The sequence below is a fragment of the Bradyrhizobium sp. P3_C3 genome, from assembly GCF_056402655.1.
Window position 1 is genome coordinate 101,488 of sequence record NZ_JBFUGY010000007.1, and the last position, 13,567, is coordinate 115,054.

16 protein-coding genes are annotated in these 13,567 nt (G+C 65.5%); 8 read left to right on the forward strand and 8 right to left on the reverse strand.

Features of this window, described 5'->3' with window-relative positions; genetic code table 11:
• Positions 1-97: 97 nt before the first annotated feature.
• Together AC1DW2_RS10550 and AC1DW2_RS10555 are read right to left on the reverse strand one after the other, a co-directional pair.
• Positions 98-874 (reverse strand): exodeoxyribonuclease III, encoded by a 777-nt coding sequence (locus tag AC1DW2_RS10550; RefSeq protein ID WP_477005987.1) that lies wholly within the window; start codon positions 872-874, stop codon positions 98-100.
• A gap of 68 nt (positions 875-942) precedes the next feature.
• Positions 943-1,323, reverse strand: a complete 381-nt coding sequence (locus AC1DW2_RS10555) for a hypothetical protein (protein ID WP_477005988.1) — start codon at positions 1,321-1,323, stop codon at positions 943-945.
• A gap of 50 nt (positions 1,324-1,373) precedes the next feature.
• Here AC1DW2_RS10555 and AC1DW2_RS10560 point away from each other — a divergent pair, with 50 nt between their 5' ends.
• On the forward strand, positions 1,374-1,598 hold the full coding sequence (locus AC1DW2_RS10560; RefSeq protein WP_071914679.1) for a cysteine rich repeat-containing protein: 225 nt from the start codon (positions 1,374-1,376) through the stop codon (positions 1,596-1,598).
• Between the two features lie 150 nt (positions 1,599-1,748).
• Here AC1DW2_RS10560 and alr read toward each other — a convergent pair whose 3' ends face one another.
• Positions 1,749-3,026: an alanine racemase gene (gene alr, locus AC1DW2_RS10565; RefSeq protein WP_477006026.1), complete on the reverse strand. Its 1,278-nt coding sequence runs from the start codon at positions 3,024-3,026 to the stop codon at positions 1,749-1,751.
• A gap of 46 nt (positions 3,027-3,072) precedes the next feature.
• Positions 3,073-4,581 carry a replicative DNA helicase gene (locus AC1DW2_RS10570; protein ID WP_063983703.1) on the reverse strand — a complete coding sequence of 503 codons (1,509 nt, stop codon included), beginning with the start codon at positions 4,579-4,581 and terminating at the stop codon, positions 3,073-3,075.
• A 442-nt stretch (positions 4,582-5,023) separates the two neighbouring features.
• Between AC1DW2_RS10570 and AC1DW2_RS10575 the strand changes: the two genes are divergently transcribed.
• The 4 genes from AC1DW2_RS10575 to AC1DW2_RS10590 all read left to right on the forward strand — a co-directional run bounded on the left by AC1DW2_RS10575 (position 5,024) and on the right by AC1DW2_RS10590 (position 7,808).
• The gene (locus tag AC1DW2_RS10575; protein WP_223153592.1) at positions 5,024-5,326 is read left to right on the forward strand and encodes a hypothetical protein; all 303 of its coding nucleotides are present in this window, start codon (positions 5,024-5,026) and stop codon (positions 5,324-5,326) included.
• 312 nt (positions 5,327-5,638) lie between these two features.
• The gene (locus tag AC1DW2_RS10580) at positions 5,639-6,625 is read left to right on the forward strand and encodes a hypothetical protein (RefSeq protein WP_477005989.1); all 987 of its coding nucleotides are present in this window, start codon (positions 5,639-5,641) and stop codon (positions 6,623-6,625) included.
• Between the two features lie 108 nt (positions 6,626-6,733).
• Positions 6,734-7,330: a TetR/AcrR family transcriptional regulator gene (locus AC1DW2_RS10585; RefSeq protein WP_231144888.1), complete on the forward strand. Its 597-nt coding sequence runs from the start codon at positions 6,734-6,736 to the stop codon at positions 7,328-7,330.
• A 10-nt stretch (positions 7,331-7,340) separates the two neighbouring features.
• Positions 7,341-7,808 carry a PaaI family thioesterase gene (locus tag AC1DW2_RS10590; protein WP_477005990.1) on the forward strand — a complete coding sequence of 156 codons (468 nt, stop codon included), beginning with the start codon at positions 7,341-7,343 and terminating at the stop codon, positions 7,806-7,808.
• Between the two features lie 37 nt (positions 7,809-7,845).
• On the opposite strand, the gene rplI is transcribed toward AC1DW2_RS10590, so the two are convergent.
• From rplI to rpsF, 4 genes are all read right to left on the reverse strand, one after another.
• Positions 7,846-8,448: a 50S ribosomal protein L9 gene (gene rplI / locus AC1DW2_RS10595; RefSeq protein ID WP_063983702.1), complete on the reverse strand. Its 603-nt coding sequence runs from the start codon at positions 8,446-8,448 to the stop codon at positions 7,846-7,848.
• Between the two features lie 48 nt (positions 8,449-8,496).
• Positions 8,497-9,474, reverse strand: coding sequence for a YybS family protein (locus tag AC1DW2_RS10600; RefSeq protein WP_063983701.1), 978 nt, complete (start codon positions 9,472-9,474; stop codon positions 8,497-8,499).
• A 128-nt stretch (positions 9,475-9,602) separates the two neighbouring features.
• Positions 9,603-9,842: a 30S ribosomal protein S18 gene (gene rpsR / locus AC1DW2_RS10605; RefSeq protein ID WP_007592020.1), complete on the reverse strand. Its 240-nt coding sequence runs from the start codon at positions 9,840-9,842 to the stop codon at positions 9,603-9,605.
• Positions 9,843-9,847: 5 nt separating this feature from the next.
• Entirely contained in the window at positions 9,848-10,354 is a 507-nt protein-coding gene (gene rpsF, locus AC1DW2_RS10610; RefSeq protein WP_014495806.1) for a 30S ribosomal protein S6, read from the reverse strand.
• 347 nt (positions 10,355-10,701) lie between these two features.
• Here rpsF and AC1DW2_RS10615 point away from each other — a divergent pair, with 347 nt between their 5' ends.
• The 3 genes from AC1DW2_RS10615 to fabD all read left to right on the forward strand — a co-directional run bounded on the left by AC1DW2_RS10615 (position 10,702) and on the right by fabD (position 13,566).
• Complete coding sequence (locus AC1DW2_RS10615) at positions 10,702-11,406, forward strand: TetR/AcrR family transcriptional regulator C-terminal domain-containing protein (protein ID WP_477005991.1); 705 nt, start codon at positions 10,702-10,704, stop codon at positions 11,404-11,406.
• Between the two features lie 3 nt (positions 11,407-11,409).
• A complete protein-coding gene (locus AC1DW2_RS10620) occupies positions 11,410-12,435 on the forward strand; it encodes a fatty acid desaturase family protein (RefSeq protein WP_477005992.1) in 1,026 nt (341 codons plus the stop codon).
• Positions 12,436-12,606: 171 nt separating this feature from the next.
• The gene (fabD, locus tag AC1DW2_RS10625; RefSeq protein WP_477005993.1) at positions 12,607-13,566 is read left to right on the forward strand and encodes an ACP S-malonyltransferase; all 960 of its coding nucleotides are present in this window, start codon (positions 12,607-12,609) and stop codon (positions 13,564-13,566) included.
• Position 13,567 lies beyond the last annotated feature (1 nt).

The window sequence follows — 13,567 nt, forward strand, 5'->3', positions numbered from 1 at the left end:
GCTCGAAGAGCGAAGGCGGAAGCGTGCCCACCACCTTACTCGCGATAGAAGATGGTGGGCACGGCGCAAGAGCGCCTTTGCCCACCCTACGGCACCGTCAACGCTCCTTCAGCACCACCCACGCCGGCGCGTGATCGCTCGCCCCGTCCTCGCCGCGCACCTTCTTGTCGACACCCGCCTTGGCCAGCCGCGAGACGAGGGCGGGGCTGAGCAGGAGATGATCCAGCCGCAGGCCCGCATCGCGCGGCCAGCGGTTTCGCTTGTAGTCCCAGAACGTGTAGATGCGCTTGTCCGGATGCAACTCACGGATCGCATCGCACCAGCCTTGTTCGACCAGCGAGGCAAAGGCTGCGCGGCTCTTCGGCTGAATCAGCGCATCCTTGTCCCATGACCGCGTCGGATAGATGTCGATCTCATCAGGCGCGACGTTGTAGTCGCCGGCGAGCACCACGGGCAGATCCTGCTTGATGAAGGTCTTGGCGTGGCGCTTGAGGCGCGCGAACCAGTCGAGCTTGAAGTCGAATTTCGGCCCCGGCTGCGGATTGCCGTTCGGCAGATAAATGCTGGTAACGATGATTCCGCGCACGGCGGCCTCGATGTAGCGGGCTTCGCGATCATCAGGCTTTCCCGGCAAGCGATCGCGCGTGAGAATGGGCTCGGCATTGCGGGCGAGGATGGCGACGCCGTTCCACGTCTTCTGTCCACACCACACCGCGCCGTAGCCGGCCTTTTCGATGGCTGCCGCCGGAAATTCGCCGTCGGCTGCCTTCAGTTCCTGGAGCGCGACGACATCAGGCTTCGCCGCGCTCAGCCAACGCAACAGGTTGGGCAGGCGGCGGTTGACATTGTTGATGTTGAACGTCGCGATCCTCATGCGCCCAACGACTGGAAATCTTCAGAAATGACTCGCAACCGTTGTCATCGGCGTTCCACGATGTATGCTTACAACCCAAAATTGCCGATCGACACGATGGAGGTTTGACGATGACCAAGCTTTGCCTTGCCGTAGTCGTGGCCGCAACCGCATTTTCCGGAGTGGCTCTTGCTGCCGAGAAAATGGAAATCGCCTGTAGGGTGGAATATTTCAAATATTGCCCCAGTGTCGTGCCGGGGGGCGGGCGCATTGTTGCTTGCCTGAACAGGTACAGGAGCCATATCGGCAACGCGTGCAAAGAGAGCATGGATGCGTGGGTTATCGATAACAAGGTGCGCGGATAATCGAGCGCGATGAGATCGACGAAGCGTCATCGCCCCTAGCGACATCAGGCTTCGCCGCGCGGTCGTAGGACAGATTCGGTTGACGTTGAGTGCCGCAATCTTCATGTAGAGATTGCGGCCGCGGTCGTTTGCGCCGCCACCGGAGATCCAAATCCATGTTGAAGTCCAGTCTGAGCCTCGCCATCGTCGCATTCGTCGTCGCGTTCTCCGGTGTCTCGTCGGCACAATCGTCCGATCCACGCGGCGCGTGCAAGGCGGACTATGACAAATTCTGCGCCGGCATCGCGCCCGGTGGCGGCAAGATCATCGCCTGCCTCAACGCCAAGCGCGATCAGCTCAGCGCGTCCTGCAAGACGGCGCTCGACAGCCGGAAGAAGTAGGTCTCGTGTCCCGGACGCGGCGCAGCGTGTGGCGCTGCTCCGCAGAGCCGGGACCCAGAGAGCGACAGAGTACGGTGCGGGGAGATGGCCCCGGCTCTGCAGCGCATTGCTGAAGGAGCGCTGCGCCGCGCCCGAAGAACGGGCGCGTCCCTAACTCGGCAGCGGCGGCGGGCTCGCGGGCTGCTCGATCGGCGGCGGGGAGGGCGGCTGCTCGGCCGTCGGCGCGGGCTCCGGCTTGACCAGCGGCTCCACCTCATTGCCGCCCTTGTAGACGCGGGCGTAGCGGTGGCCGAGGCTGGTCAGCACCTCGTAGCCGATCGTACCGAAATGATGCGCGAGCTCGTCGACGGTGATGCCCTCGCCGAGCAGCGTCACCATGTGGCCGCGCCGCGCCGCATTCGGGGCCAGGTCGGTGATGTCGATCGCGATCAGGTCCATCGAAACGCGGCCCGCGACCGGGCAGCGCTTGCCGGCGACAACGACCTCGGCGCCGCGGGTGCCGTCATTGGAGCTGGCGGCGCGGAAATAGCCGTCGGCATAGCCGACCGCGATGATCGCCAGTTTCGTCGGCCGCCGCGCGGTCCAGGTGCCGCCATAGCCGACGCTCTCGCCGCGTTCGACATTGCGGGTCTGCACGATGCGCGCCTTGAGGTCGACCACCGGCTGCATCGGGTTGTCGGCCTCAGGCGTCGGGTTGACGCCGTAGAGCGCTGCGCCCGGCCGCACCAGGTCGAACTGGAAGGGCGCGCCGAGGAAGATTCCGGAGGAATTGGCAAGCGCAGCCGGCACGCCGGAAAATTCGCTGGCGATACTGCGGAAGGTTGCCAGCTGTTTTGCATTCACGGGACTGTTGAGCTGCTCGGCCGAGACCAGATGGCTCATCACCAGCGTGATGCCGTGATCGCCGGCGTTGATGCGGGGGATGATGGCCTGCGCGTCCGCAAGCGTCAGCCCGAGCCGGTTCATGCCGGTGTCGATGTGAACAGCGGCGCCTCCGGTCCAGCCGGTGCGGCGGCAGAACACGTCCCATTCGGCAAGCTCGTTGAGATCGCCGATCACCGGCCGGCAATTGATCMTGGCGTAGTGCTCGCCGGTGTTCTGGAAATAGCCGCCGAGCACGTAGATCGCGGCTTCCGGCACGGCTTCGCGCACAGTGCGCGCTTCCTCGATGGTGGCGACGAAGAAGGTCTTGCAACCGGCCTTGCTAAGGGCCCGCGAGACCTGCGCGGCGCCGCAGCCATATGCGTCGGCCTTGATGACGGCCGAGCATTCGGCCGGCACTGCCGTCTTCTCGAGCTTGCGCCAGTTGGCGATGATGGCGTCGAGATCGACGGTGAGCACGCCGCCATAGGCTGCGAGCGCGGCAGCCTGATTGGCCTCCGCGGAGAGGAGGCCGGATTGCGGGATCATTTTCGGGTCGGACGCCATTGTCATGGCGCCGTTTTACGCAAGAGGCCGGTCTGGTTCAAGGAACTCAGTAGTCGTTGCCGCTGCGAACCGGCAACTGACTGTCAGGCGCGAGGTCGCCGAACCTGGTGACCGAGGCTTCGAACGCCAAATCGACGGTGCCGGTCGGGCCGTGGCGCTGCTTGCCGATGATGACCTCGGCTTTTCCGTGCGCAAGACTCATGTCAAGCTGCCACTTCTCGTGTTCAGGCGTGCCTGGGCGGGGCTCCTTCATCGCGAGGTAATATTCCTCGCGGTAAACGAACAGGACGACGTCGGCGTCCTGCTCGATTGATCCGGATTCACGCAAGTCGGAGAGCTGCGGCCGTTTGTCGTCGCGGGATTCGACTTGGCGTGAGAGCTGGGACAGCGCGATCACGGGAACGTTGAGCTCCTTGGCCAGCGCCTTCAGGCTGGTCGTGATCTCCGTGATTTCCTGTACTCGGTTGTCACTCCGCTTGCCGGATCCGGAGAGCAACTGGATGTAGTCGATCACGAGGAGATCGAGGCCCTTCTGCCGCTTCAGCCGGCGCGCGCGTGCCATCAGCTGCGCGATCGACAGGCCGCCGGTCGCGTCGACATAGAACGGCAGCGACTGCAGCTCGATCGAGACTTCCCGGATCTTGTCGAAATCTGCTTCCGAGATGCCGCCGCGGCGGATGTGGGAGGAGGGAATGCCGGTGCGCTCGGCGACGATACGCGTGGCGAGCTGGTCGGCCGACATTTCGCAGGAGAAGAAGCCGATCACGCCGCCATTGGCGGCCTTCATGGTGCCGTCAGCCTGGACCTCGCCGACATAGGCCTTGGCGACGTTGTAGGCGACGTTGGTCGCCAGCGAAGTCTTGCCCATGCCCGGGCGTCCGGCCACAATGATGAGGTCGGAGTGCTGGAGGCCGCCCATCTTGGTGTCGAGGTCGCGCATGCCGGTCGAGATGCCGGACAGCTTTCCATCGCGCTGGAACGCTTTGGCCGCGAGATCGACCGCGACCGCCAACGCCTGCGAGAATTTCTGGAAGCCGCCGTCATAACGGCCGGATTCGGCGAGTTCGTACAGGCGGCGCTCGGCGTCCTCGATCTGCGCCCGCGGCGCGAAGTCGACCGGCGCGTCATAGGCGACATTGACCATGTCCTCGCCGATGCCGATCAGGTCGCGTCGCAGCGCCAGATCATAGATGGTGCGGCCGTAGTCCTGGGCGTTGATGATGGTGGTCGCTTCCGCCGCGAGCCGCGCCAGATATTGCCCGATGGTCATGCCGCCGACATCGGTGTCGGCCGGGAGGAACGTCTTCAGCGTGACGGGCGTGGCGATCTTGCCCATCCGGATCAGGCTGCTGGCCGTCTCGTAGATGGTCTGATGCAGCGGCTCGAAATAATGCTTCGGCTCGAGGAAGTCGGAGACGCGGTAGAAGGCGTCGTTGTTGACCAGGATCGCGCCGAGAAGGCTCTGTTCCGCCTCGATATTATGCGGCGCGCTCCGATACGCCGGAGTTCCGGGCTCGGGCGCGAGTTTGAGGACGTTCGAATCAGTCAGGGCCATGGTCGAGCGTTAGCAATTTTCTGGGGCGGATACGGGGCCGGGATAAAGCGCCGCCTCAGGCCAAAGCGGAAGCAAAAGCTGACCGCTATCAACCGCTCAGTTAAAATGGTGGATGATTGGCAGCCGCGGCACGCGCCGCGCTTGACGGTTTTTGCGGAACTCGCCCGTCCCGGAAGCGGCCGTGACCGCGCCACGGAAAACTCCGGGTGACATGAACCTAATGGATTGGCGCGCAGACGTATCAAGAAGCGCGCGAAATGACGCACGCCGGGAGCTTTGGGCTCGGATTCAGACCAGCAGGAGGTAGACCAGCGCAACCAGGGCGGCTCCGACGCCGGTGGCGATCAGGGCGTAATCGGTGCGGAGGTCGTCCTGCACGTCGAATGAGGTTTGGGTCCGCTTGCTCATGGCGACGGTCTAAGCCGGGCCCGACGAGACTTATGTGAAACAGATCACATCTCCCCGGATTCTTTCGGGGTACGACCCGGAACAGGAAGGCGGGCGGGGGGTTGTCTCCCGCCACCAGGGAACGAGGCGAGCGATGCGGCCAGAACGGCAGCAGAATTGGCGAAGCGAGGCGGCCAGCCGGCTTTGGCTGTCGGGCCTCATCGCGGCCATGCAGCACGCCGAGCGGCCCGAAGTGCGGCGCGAGCCGGTCTCGCCCGAGACCCTCGCGGACCTGCGGGCGCAACTGGCGTTAACAGCCTCTTTCCGATCGTCCCAGATCTCGACCCTGCGTCATTAGGATTCATTCACCAACCAGCGTCAGGCCCGGGTTCGGCGCCGCCTTCGCGCGCACGATGACGGGTGTCTGCGGCGTCGTGACTTTGCGACGATGTGCCGCTTCCGACAGGCGACGCGTCGTCTCACGAGGCCACCGGCACTCAAACAAGCTGCAGCGCTATTGCGCTGTGATCACAGCCGATATTCCAAAAGCGCTTAATCACATCCTTGCGTGTGGAGGCTGCTTCCATTCGCGGCTCAATCCGCTAAAAGGTGACCCGCCGCCGCGCCTTATGCCGGCTGCATTCGCGTAAATTCAATGGAGATGATGGGAATGTCGAGCCGAGCGCTCAGCCTCGCGACGGTATTGCTTCTGATCGGCTTCGGCGCGACCGATACCGTCCTTGCGCAGGCGACGAACCTCGAGGCCGGCAAGGCCCCATCCCAGCTTTTCGCGCAGACCTGCAGTGCCTGCCACAAGAGCCCGCGCGGCCTGTTGAAGACGGTGGCGCCGGGCTCGCTGCCGGGCTTCCTGCGCCAGCACTACACGACCAGCTCCGACATGGCCGGCGTGCTCGCGTCCTACCTCGTCTCCAACGGTGCCACCGACACCCGCTACCAGGCCAAGGACGGCAAGGACAAAAAGGACGGCTCCAAGGAGAAGGAAGCCAATACCGCGCCCGGCCAGGCGCCGGAGCATCAGGGACGCCGCCAGCGCTCCCAGGATGCCGCCAAGCCGGACGGCGAGGCTGCCGCTCCCGCGTCCGAGGGGGCGCGTCAGAAGCGCGCGGCACGGCCACCCGAGGAGGGATCGAAGGAAGGTGCGAGGCCCGAGGGCCAGGCAGCGCCCGAGGGACGCAAAGCCAAGCGTCGCGCCAAGCCCGGGACCGAGGAAGCACCGAAGGTCGACGCCGCCGCGCCGGCCATTGAAGACAAGAAGAGCGAGCCGAAGGCCGAGACCAAGTCCGACACCAAGCCCGACACGGCCAAGGTCGAGCCCGGCCGTGACGAGGCGAAGCCCGAGAACAAGCCGGCAGAGAAGCCGGCCGAGGCCAGGCCGGACAGTGCCAAGGTCGAGCCGCGCGGCAACGATACTCCGGCGCTGCGGCCCGATCCGGTACCGCAGGTCACGCCGGCTGCGCCGTCTGCCGCCGCGAAGCCCGCCGAGGCCAAGCCGGCGGAGGAGGCTGCTCCCAAGCCTGCCGCGAGCTCCGAACCGGCAGCCAAGCCGCAGGAGCCGGCACCTCCCGCGACCGCTGCGGCCCCGCCCGCGGCGCCAGCCGACTCGTCCGGTCCGCCCACACCGCCGATTTCGCGCTAAGCGAGCCAGATTTTCCGTCGATTTGCGAAGGCCGCACGCATCGCGGCCTTCGCATCGTCTTGACCGCAATTAGAGCGTTACTCTAGAGTGATGCTCCAGGAGGTGTCGATGACGACGAGCGTGCGTGACGACCTGTTGGCGGCCGGGCTTTTCGTATTCGACCGCGTCGGCTTCGAAGCCGCGACGGTGGCCGCGATCCGCGCTCGGGCACGCGCCTCCAACGGCAGCTTCTTTCATGTCTTCGGATCGAAGAAGGAACTGGCGGGCGCGCTGTTCCTGGAGGTGCTGCGGCACTATCACGCCGCAGTGCTGGCCGCGCTCGATCCGATGCCGAGGGCCGGGCAGGGCATCGATCGGTTGATCCGGGCCCATCTCGACTGGGTGGTGTCCAGCCGGCGCGAGGCCCGCTATCTCTTCGAGATATCGCGCAGCGAATGGAGCGAGGACGTCCGCGACGCTCAGCGCGCGCAGAATGCGCGCCTTGCCGAAGGCATCGAGCGCTGGCGCGCGCCGTTGGTTGCCGGCGGCGAGCTTTTGCCGATGACGCCGGTGATGTTCGTCAGCCAGCTCATCGGCCCTGCCCAGATCTTCTGCCGCGCCTTTCTCTCGGGACGTGACCGCGCCGATCCGCGCAGCGAAGCCGACACGCTTGTCGCCTGTGCCATCCGTGCGCTGCGGCCGCCCGATCGCATCCACAAGCAATAGGAGAAGCCGCATGCGAGCCGAAGCAGATCCCGAATTCGCAGCCGTAGCCGAGCGCATCCACGCCAATGTCGGCCGTCAGGGTTTTATGAACCTGGTGGGCGCCGAGCTCTCGGAATTGTCGCGCGGCACCTGCACGATTGCGGTCGCGCGCCGGCCCGAGCTGCTCCAGCAGCACGGCTTCTTCCATGGCGGCGTCACCGCCTTCCTGGTCGACAACGCCACGACGATCGCAGCGGCGACCTCGCGCGGCCAGCCGGCGTTGACGGCGGAATACAAGCTCAATCTGTTGTCGTCGGCGGTCGGCGAGAAGCTGATCTGCCGGGCCAGGGTGATCAAGCCGGGCCGCCAGGTCTCGGTGGTCGCGGCCGACGTGTTTTGCGTCAACGACGGTGTCGAGAAGCACACGGCAACTGCGCTCGCTTCGATCGCGATGCTGAGCGAGGACGTCGCCGCGAAAACGAAAAGCCCGGCCGCCTGAGGCGGCCGGGCGTCGCAGCCTCGCGCGAACGCGGGTCTTACTTCTCGGTCTCGTCCGCAGCCGGCGCCGGCTCGTCGTCCTGCTGGGCTTCCGGATCGAAGAACTCGCCGGCGGCGGCGATCGCTTCGGCGGCCGCATCGCGGTCCTCGTTGCGGGTCGAGATGTCCTCGCCGCGGTTGATGCGCTCGGCCTCGTCCTGGCTGCGCGCAACCGTGACGGAAACCTCGACCTCGACCTCGGGGTGAACGGCGACGGTGATGGTGTGCTTGCCGATGGTCTTGATCGGCGCGTCGAGCTGCACTTGCGGGCGCTCAAGCGAGACACCGTCGGCTTCGAACGCAATGACGACGTCGCGCACCGTGACCGAGCCGAACAGCTGGCCGGCTTCGGAAGCCTGACGGATCACGATGATGTTCTTGCCTTGGATCTTCTCGGCGACCTTGGACGCCTCGCCCTTGGACTGGAGGTTGCGAGCCTCGAGATCGGCCTTCATGCCGTCGTACTTGGCGCGGTTGTCGGCGGTGGCGCGCAGCGCCTTGCCGCGCTTGAGCAGGAAATTGCGGGCATAGCCGTCGCGAACCTTCACGACTTCGCCCATCTGGCCGAGCTTGCTCACGCGTTCCAGCAAAATGACTTCCATATTCGTTCTCCTTTGAAGTGTTGAGTGAGTTGGGTTTTGGGGTTGAACTTAAGAGGTTGGCAGCGGCGGTGGCTGGCGGCTGCGCAGGAAGCGCTCGCGGAAGCCGAACACGGCATCCGCAAGGCCGAGGATCACCATCGCGATGACGGGCCAGCCGAACACCACGACGACGGCATAGGTCGAACCGAGCCAGAAGGTGCGGCTCTTCAGCGCCAGCGTCAGCGTATGCAGCACGGCAAATCCGGTCAGCGCATAGCCCATCATCAGCGCCGCCGTCGTGATCTGCGCGACCATCGCGAGCAACCCGCCGGTGAAGCAGAACGCGAGCGCGATGCAGAGCGCCACCAGCGTCATCGGCGGCAGCTCGGCCGTCATCATGTCCGGCCACGGACGCAGCAGGCGGCCCGATGTCGCCGTTATCTTGCCGCTGAGCCAGAGATTGAGGGTGAGCGTCATCATCGCGACGATGGTGGCGGCGGCCGGAGCGATCAGCACCAGCGCGTCGACGAACTGACCGGCTTCGCCTGACGTCTGCGGGTCGGCGGTGCGGAGCAGGCGCATCAAGCCGCGCCGCAGCGTGCCGGTGATGGTCTCGGCATCGGTGCCGAGGGTGAGCAGGGCGGCGATCGTGGTCAGCGCGGCGAAGCCCGCGATCCACAGCAGGATGCGGCCGACCGGATACCATTCGAGCTCGGGCTCGGCCGGCGGCTCGGTGGTGGCTTCCGGCGCGACGGGTCCAACCCGCCGGCTGAGCAGGACGAGATGGCCGAGCCACCACGCGGGCAGCGCGACGGTCACGGCAAAGGCGATGCAGTAGGGCAGGCCGAACAGGGCCCCGAGGCCGATCGCAGCTGCGATGCCGCCGAGGCTCGCGCAAAGCGGGCCCCAGCCGATCGAGGCGACCATCAGCGGCAGCGGTGCGAGATAGAACAGGACGAGCGAGATCAGCGCGCCCGATACGATCGAGGCGAACATCAGGGCCGACGCAGCGCCGGCGATCAGAGCTATCAGTCCAAGAGTCATCATCAGCTGTCCCGCTCCCTTCGAGCGGTTAGAGGCATCTTGCCCCAACCATCGGCGACCGGACGACCCGGAAGCCTTATGAAACCAAAAAAGCGCGGCCGGCGGCGATGTCGCCGCCGGCCGAATTCGTCTTAGCGAATGACGTAGGGCAGCAGGCCCAGGAAGCGCGCGCGCTTGATGGCGCGGGCGAGCTCACGCTGCTTCTTGGCCGACACCGCGGTGATGCGGCTCGGCACGATCTTGCCGCGCTCGGAAACGTAGCGCATCAAGAGCTTGGAGTCCTTGTAGTCGATCTTCGGAGCATTTGCGCCCGTGAACGGGCAGCTCTTGCGACGACGGAAAAACGGACGGCGTGCACCAGCTTCAGCCATTGATCTTACTCCGCATCCGGCGTTGTCGTTTCAGCTTCGTCGCGCGGACGGCGCGGACCGCGGTCACCGCGGAAGCCACCACCGTCGCGATCGCCGCCACGGAAACCACCCTCGCGGTCGCCACGGAAGCCACCGCCTTCACGATCGCCGCGGAAGCCGCCGCCACGGTCGTCACGCTCGCGGTCACGGTCGGCCTTGCGCATCATCGCCGACGGGCCTTCCTCGAGCTCCTCGACGCGGACGCTGAGATAGCGGATCACGTCTTCGCTGATGCGTTCCTGGCGCTCGATCTCGGCGATCGCCGCGGACGGCGCGTCGATGTTGAGCAGCACGAAGTGCGCCTTGCGGTTCTTGTTCATCCGGTAGGTGAGGGAGCGAACGCCCCAATTCTCGGTCTTGGTGACCTTGCCGCCGAGACCTTCGACGATGCCGGTCATCTGCGCAGTCAGCTCTTCGACCTGCTGCGTGCTCGCGTCCTGGCGCGCGAGAAAAACGTGCTCATAGAGAGCCATAATGGTCCTTTCCTCATGTTGGCGCATCGCCCGGCGTCAAGCCCTTAAGAGGCCTTCGGAAAGGACTCTGGGATTAAGCTCAGAAGGCGGAAACACGGGACGACGGGCCGACTGGCCCTGCCACACCAAAATCACGAATGATTTGCTGAGACCGTCCGTTCAGCTCCCGGCCGGGGTCTGCGGATGGCGCGCTTATACGGATTTTGGCCGGCTTTGCAAGGTTCGAGGCCGCGCTTTTCGGCCCCGGATGGTTCCGGTGCGGGGCAGCGGGACCGGTCCTCCCGGACCACACCAGCTTGATTTATTTGTTTGTATAGCATACAAAGAAATCAACGCAGAGGACCCCAATGGCGGAAAAGTCGGTCCATGAGCCATTAGAGGCGGCTGGCGACCCCAAGCATGCGGCACGGGCCACACGTTCGGCCGGCCGCAAGATGCGGTCGCTGCTGCTGGATGCGGCGAGCCCGCTGTTCAGGGAGCGCGGGCTGTCCGGCACGGCCATCACCGACATTGCCGCCGCCGCGGACGCATTCCCGAGCCAGATCACCTATTACTTCCGCACCAAGGAGGCGCTGTTCGTCGAATGCGCCTGCCGCGAGCTGCTGTATCTGGCGCGGGCGACGGAGCAGGCAGCGCTGAAAGCGCGCACGCCGCGGGACTATACCCGCGCGCTGGCCGAGACCGTGACGGCGAGCGATTCGGTCGCGTTCTTCGCAGAGGCGCTGACGCTGACCCGGCGGCGCCAGGATCTTGCGCCGCTGGTCGAGCGCACCATCGAGCGCCTGCACGGTGAAGGCGCACGCGCCTATGCGAGCCAGGTCGCGCGGCACGGCTGGCGCTCCCTGCGTGCGCCCGACGAAAGCTCGCGGCGGTTCTGGGCCGTCGCCATCGGCGTCATTCTCGAGGGGTACGCGATGGGCCGGTCGCCGGATGAATTATGCGCCGAGATGCTGCGTGTGCTCGGCGAGCAGGCGAAATCAGCCAGCGACACGGCGCGGCTCCGTCTGGTCGAGGAGCGCGACGCATCTGGCAGTTCGAATGAGGAGGGTTAGGTCATGACCGCACTTCGCATGCGTGCCCGCGATTTCCTGACCGACGAGCAACTCGCCGACGTACGCCAGCGCGTGACCTGGAAAGGCGTCGCGCTGATCGCGCACGCCTGGGCGCTCATTGCCGCAGCGATCGCTTTGGTCGCGTGGTGGCCCAACCCGATCACCTACATTCTCGCCGTTGCCATCATCGGTTCGCGCCAGCTTGGGCTCGCGATCCTGATGCATGACGGCGCGCACGGCTGCCTGTCCGCTGACGAGAAGACCAATCTGGCCCTGAGCCAATGGTTCTGCGCCTATCCTCTCTTCGCGGAGACGCGCAGCTATCGGCGCTATCACCTTCAGCATCACGCGCGCACCCAGCAGGAGGATGACCCCGATCTCGTGCTATCGGCGCCGTTTCCGATCACCAAGCTGAGTTATCGCCGCAAGTTCATTCGCGACATCACCGGACAGACTGGCTACCAGCAACGCAAGGCACAATTGTTCAATGCGCTTGGACCGAAGGACTGGTCGTGGCGCCAGCGCGCCACGCATTTCTGGGAGCAACTCGGTCCGCAATGCCTCGCCAATGCCGTGATGTTCGCAGCGCTGGCGGCGGCCGGTGTGTGGTGGGCCTATCCGTTGCTATGGCTGGTGCCGCTGTTGACCTGGATGATGGTCATCACCCGCATCCGCAACATCGCCGAGCACGCCGTCGTGCCCGACAGCAGTGATCCCTTGCGCAACACCCGCACCACACATGCCAATTTTTTGGCGCGCCTGTTCATCGCGCCGTATTACGTGAACTATCACCTCGAGCATCATCTCCTGTTCTACGTGCCCTGCTACAATCTGCCGAAGGTGCATCGCCTGCTGAGTGCGAGCCGGCACGCCGGCCGCATGGAGGTGCAGCCGGGCTACGCCGCGGTGCTGCGGCTGGCGACCGCGAAGCCGGACCGGGATGACCGGCCGGGGCAACTCGTGAACAGCGCGCGCCGCGCGCAGGCAGGGGCGGCGGTCGACGCCAATCAGACCAATGGTGGATTCTAGGGGCAGCATTCCCGGTTGAACGCCGGGCGAAGGTCCTATCTTGGCTTGACATTCCGGCCCCGGACAGTGTCTACGGCCCCCTTTGGAGCATGATCCGGAACCATGGCCTAAGGCCGTGCGTCATCGGCTGCCGGTTCTCGCAGGGATCACGCCCGACAAGCAGGGAGCGCCATGACGGCAGCATTCACATTTCCAGGGCAGGGGTCCCAGGCGGTTGGCATGGGCAAGGCCCTGGCCGACGCCTTTCCGGTGGCGCGCGCCGTGTTCGACGAGGTCGATGCCGCGCTTGGGGAGAAGCTGACGGCGATCATCTGGGATGGTCCGGCAGAAACTCTCCAGCTCACCCAAAACGCCCAGCCGGCGCTGATGGCGGTATCTGTCGCCACCCTGCGCGTGCTGGAGGCCGAAGCCGGGTTTTCCGTGGGACAGGACGCGGCCTTTGTCGCCGGCCATTCGCTCGGTGAATATTCGGCGCTGGCTGCGGCCGGCAGCCTGACGATCTCGGATACCGCGCGGTTGCTTCGCACCCGCGGTCTCGCAATGCAAAAAGCCGTTCCGGTCGGCGCCGGTGCGATGGCCGCTCTCCTAGGTCTCGACTACGAGGCCGCCATGGAGGTCGCAGGCGAGGCGGCACAGGGCCAGGTCTGTCAGGCCGCCAACGACAATGGTGGCGGGCAGGTTGTCGTCTCCGGCGACAAGGCTGCGGTCGATCGCGCCGTCGAGATTGCCAAGACCAAGGGTGCCAAGCGCGCAATGCTGCTGCCGGTGTCCGCACCGTTCCATTGCAAGTTGATGCAGCCCGCCGCCGACGCCATGGCGGAGGCGCTGGCGAAGGTCACGATCAAGGCGCCGGCGGCGCCGCTGGTGTCGAACGTGCTGGCGAGCGCCATCAGCGATCCCGACGAGATCCGTCGCCGCTTGGTCGAGCAGGTCACCGGCACGGTGCGCTGGCGCGAGTCGGTTGCCTATATGGCAGGGCAGGGCGTCAACCGCTTCTTCGAGATCGGCGCTGGCAAGGTGCTGTCTGGTCTCGTCAAGCGCATTGCGGATGGCGCTGTCGGCGTGTCGGTCGGTGGTCCTAACGACATTGCCGCCGCCAAGGATGCATTGGCCGCTGCGAAGCAGGCCTGAA

What these genes read in the sequence shown, in the direction of transcription:
- fabD (WP_477005993.1), top strand. Translation starts at nt 12,607, where the DNA reads ATGACGGCAGCATTCACATTTCCAGGGCAGGGGTCCCAGGCGGTTGGC.
- AC1DW2_RS10560 (WP_071914679.1), top strand. Translation starts at nt 1,374, where the DNA reads ATGTTGAAGTCCAGTCTGAGCCTCGCCATCGTCGCATTCGTCGTCGCG.
- AC1DW2_RS10555 (WP_477005988.1), bottom strand. Translation starts at nt 1,323, where the DNA reads ATGAAGATTGCGGCACTCAACGTCAACCGAATCTGTCCTACGACCGCG.
- rpsF (WP_014495806.1), bottom strand. Translation starts at nt 10,354, where the DNA reads ATGGCTCTCTATGAGCACGTTTTTCTCGCGCGCCAGGACGCGAGCACG.
- rpsR (WP_007592020.1), bottom strand. Translation starts at nt 9,842, where the DNA reads ATGGCTGAAGCTGGTGCACGCCGTCCGTTTTTCCGTCGTCGCAAGAGC.
- AC1DW2_RS10620 (WP_477005992.1), top strand. Translation starts at nt 11,410, where the DNA reads ATGACCGCACTTCGCATGCGTGCCCGCGATTTCCTGACCGACGAGCAA.
- AC1DW2_RS10580 (WP_477005989.1), top strand. Translation starts at nt 5,639, where the DNA reads ATGTCGAGCCGAGCGCTCAGCCTCGCGACGGTATTGCTTCTGATCGGC.
- AC1DW2_RS10615 (WP_477005991.1), top strand. Translation starts at nt 10,702, where the DNA reads ATGGCGGAAAAGTCGGTCCATGAGCCATTAGAGGCGGCTGGCGACCCC.
- AC1DW2_RS10585 (WP_231144888.1), top strand. Translation starts at nt 6,734, where the DNA reads ATGACGACGAGCGTGCGTGACGACCTGTTGGCGGCCGGGCTTTTCGTA.
- rplI (WP_063983702.1), bottom strand. Translation starts at nt 8,448, where the DNA reads ATGGAAGTCATTTTGCTGGAACGCGTGAGCAAGCTCGGCCAGATGGGC.
- AC1DW2_RS10550 (WP_477005987.1), bottom strand. Translation starts at nt 874, where the DNA reads ATGAGGATCGCGACGTTCAACATCAACAATGTCAACCGCCGCCTGCCC.
- AC1DW2_RS10600 (WP_063983701.1), bottom strand. Translation starts at nt 9,474, where the DNA reads ATGATGACTCTTGGACTGATAGCTCTGATCGCCGGCGCTGCGTCGGCC.
- AC1DW2_RS10590 (WP_477005990.1), top strand. Translation starts at nt 7,341, where the DNA reads ATGCGAGCCGAAGCAGATCCCGAATTCGCAGCCGTAGCCGAGCGCATC.
- AC1DW2_RS10570 (WP_063983703.1), bottom strand. Translation starts at nt 4,581, where the DNA reads ATGGCCCTGACTGATTCGAACGTCCTCAAACTCGCGCCCGAGCCCGGA.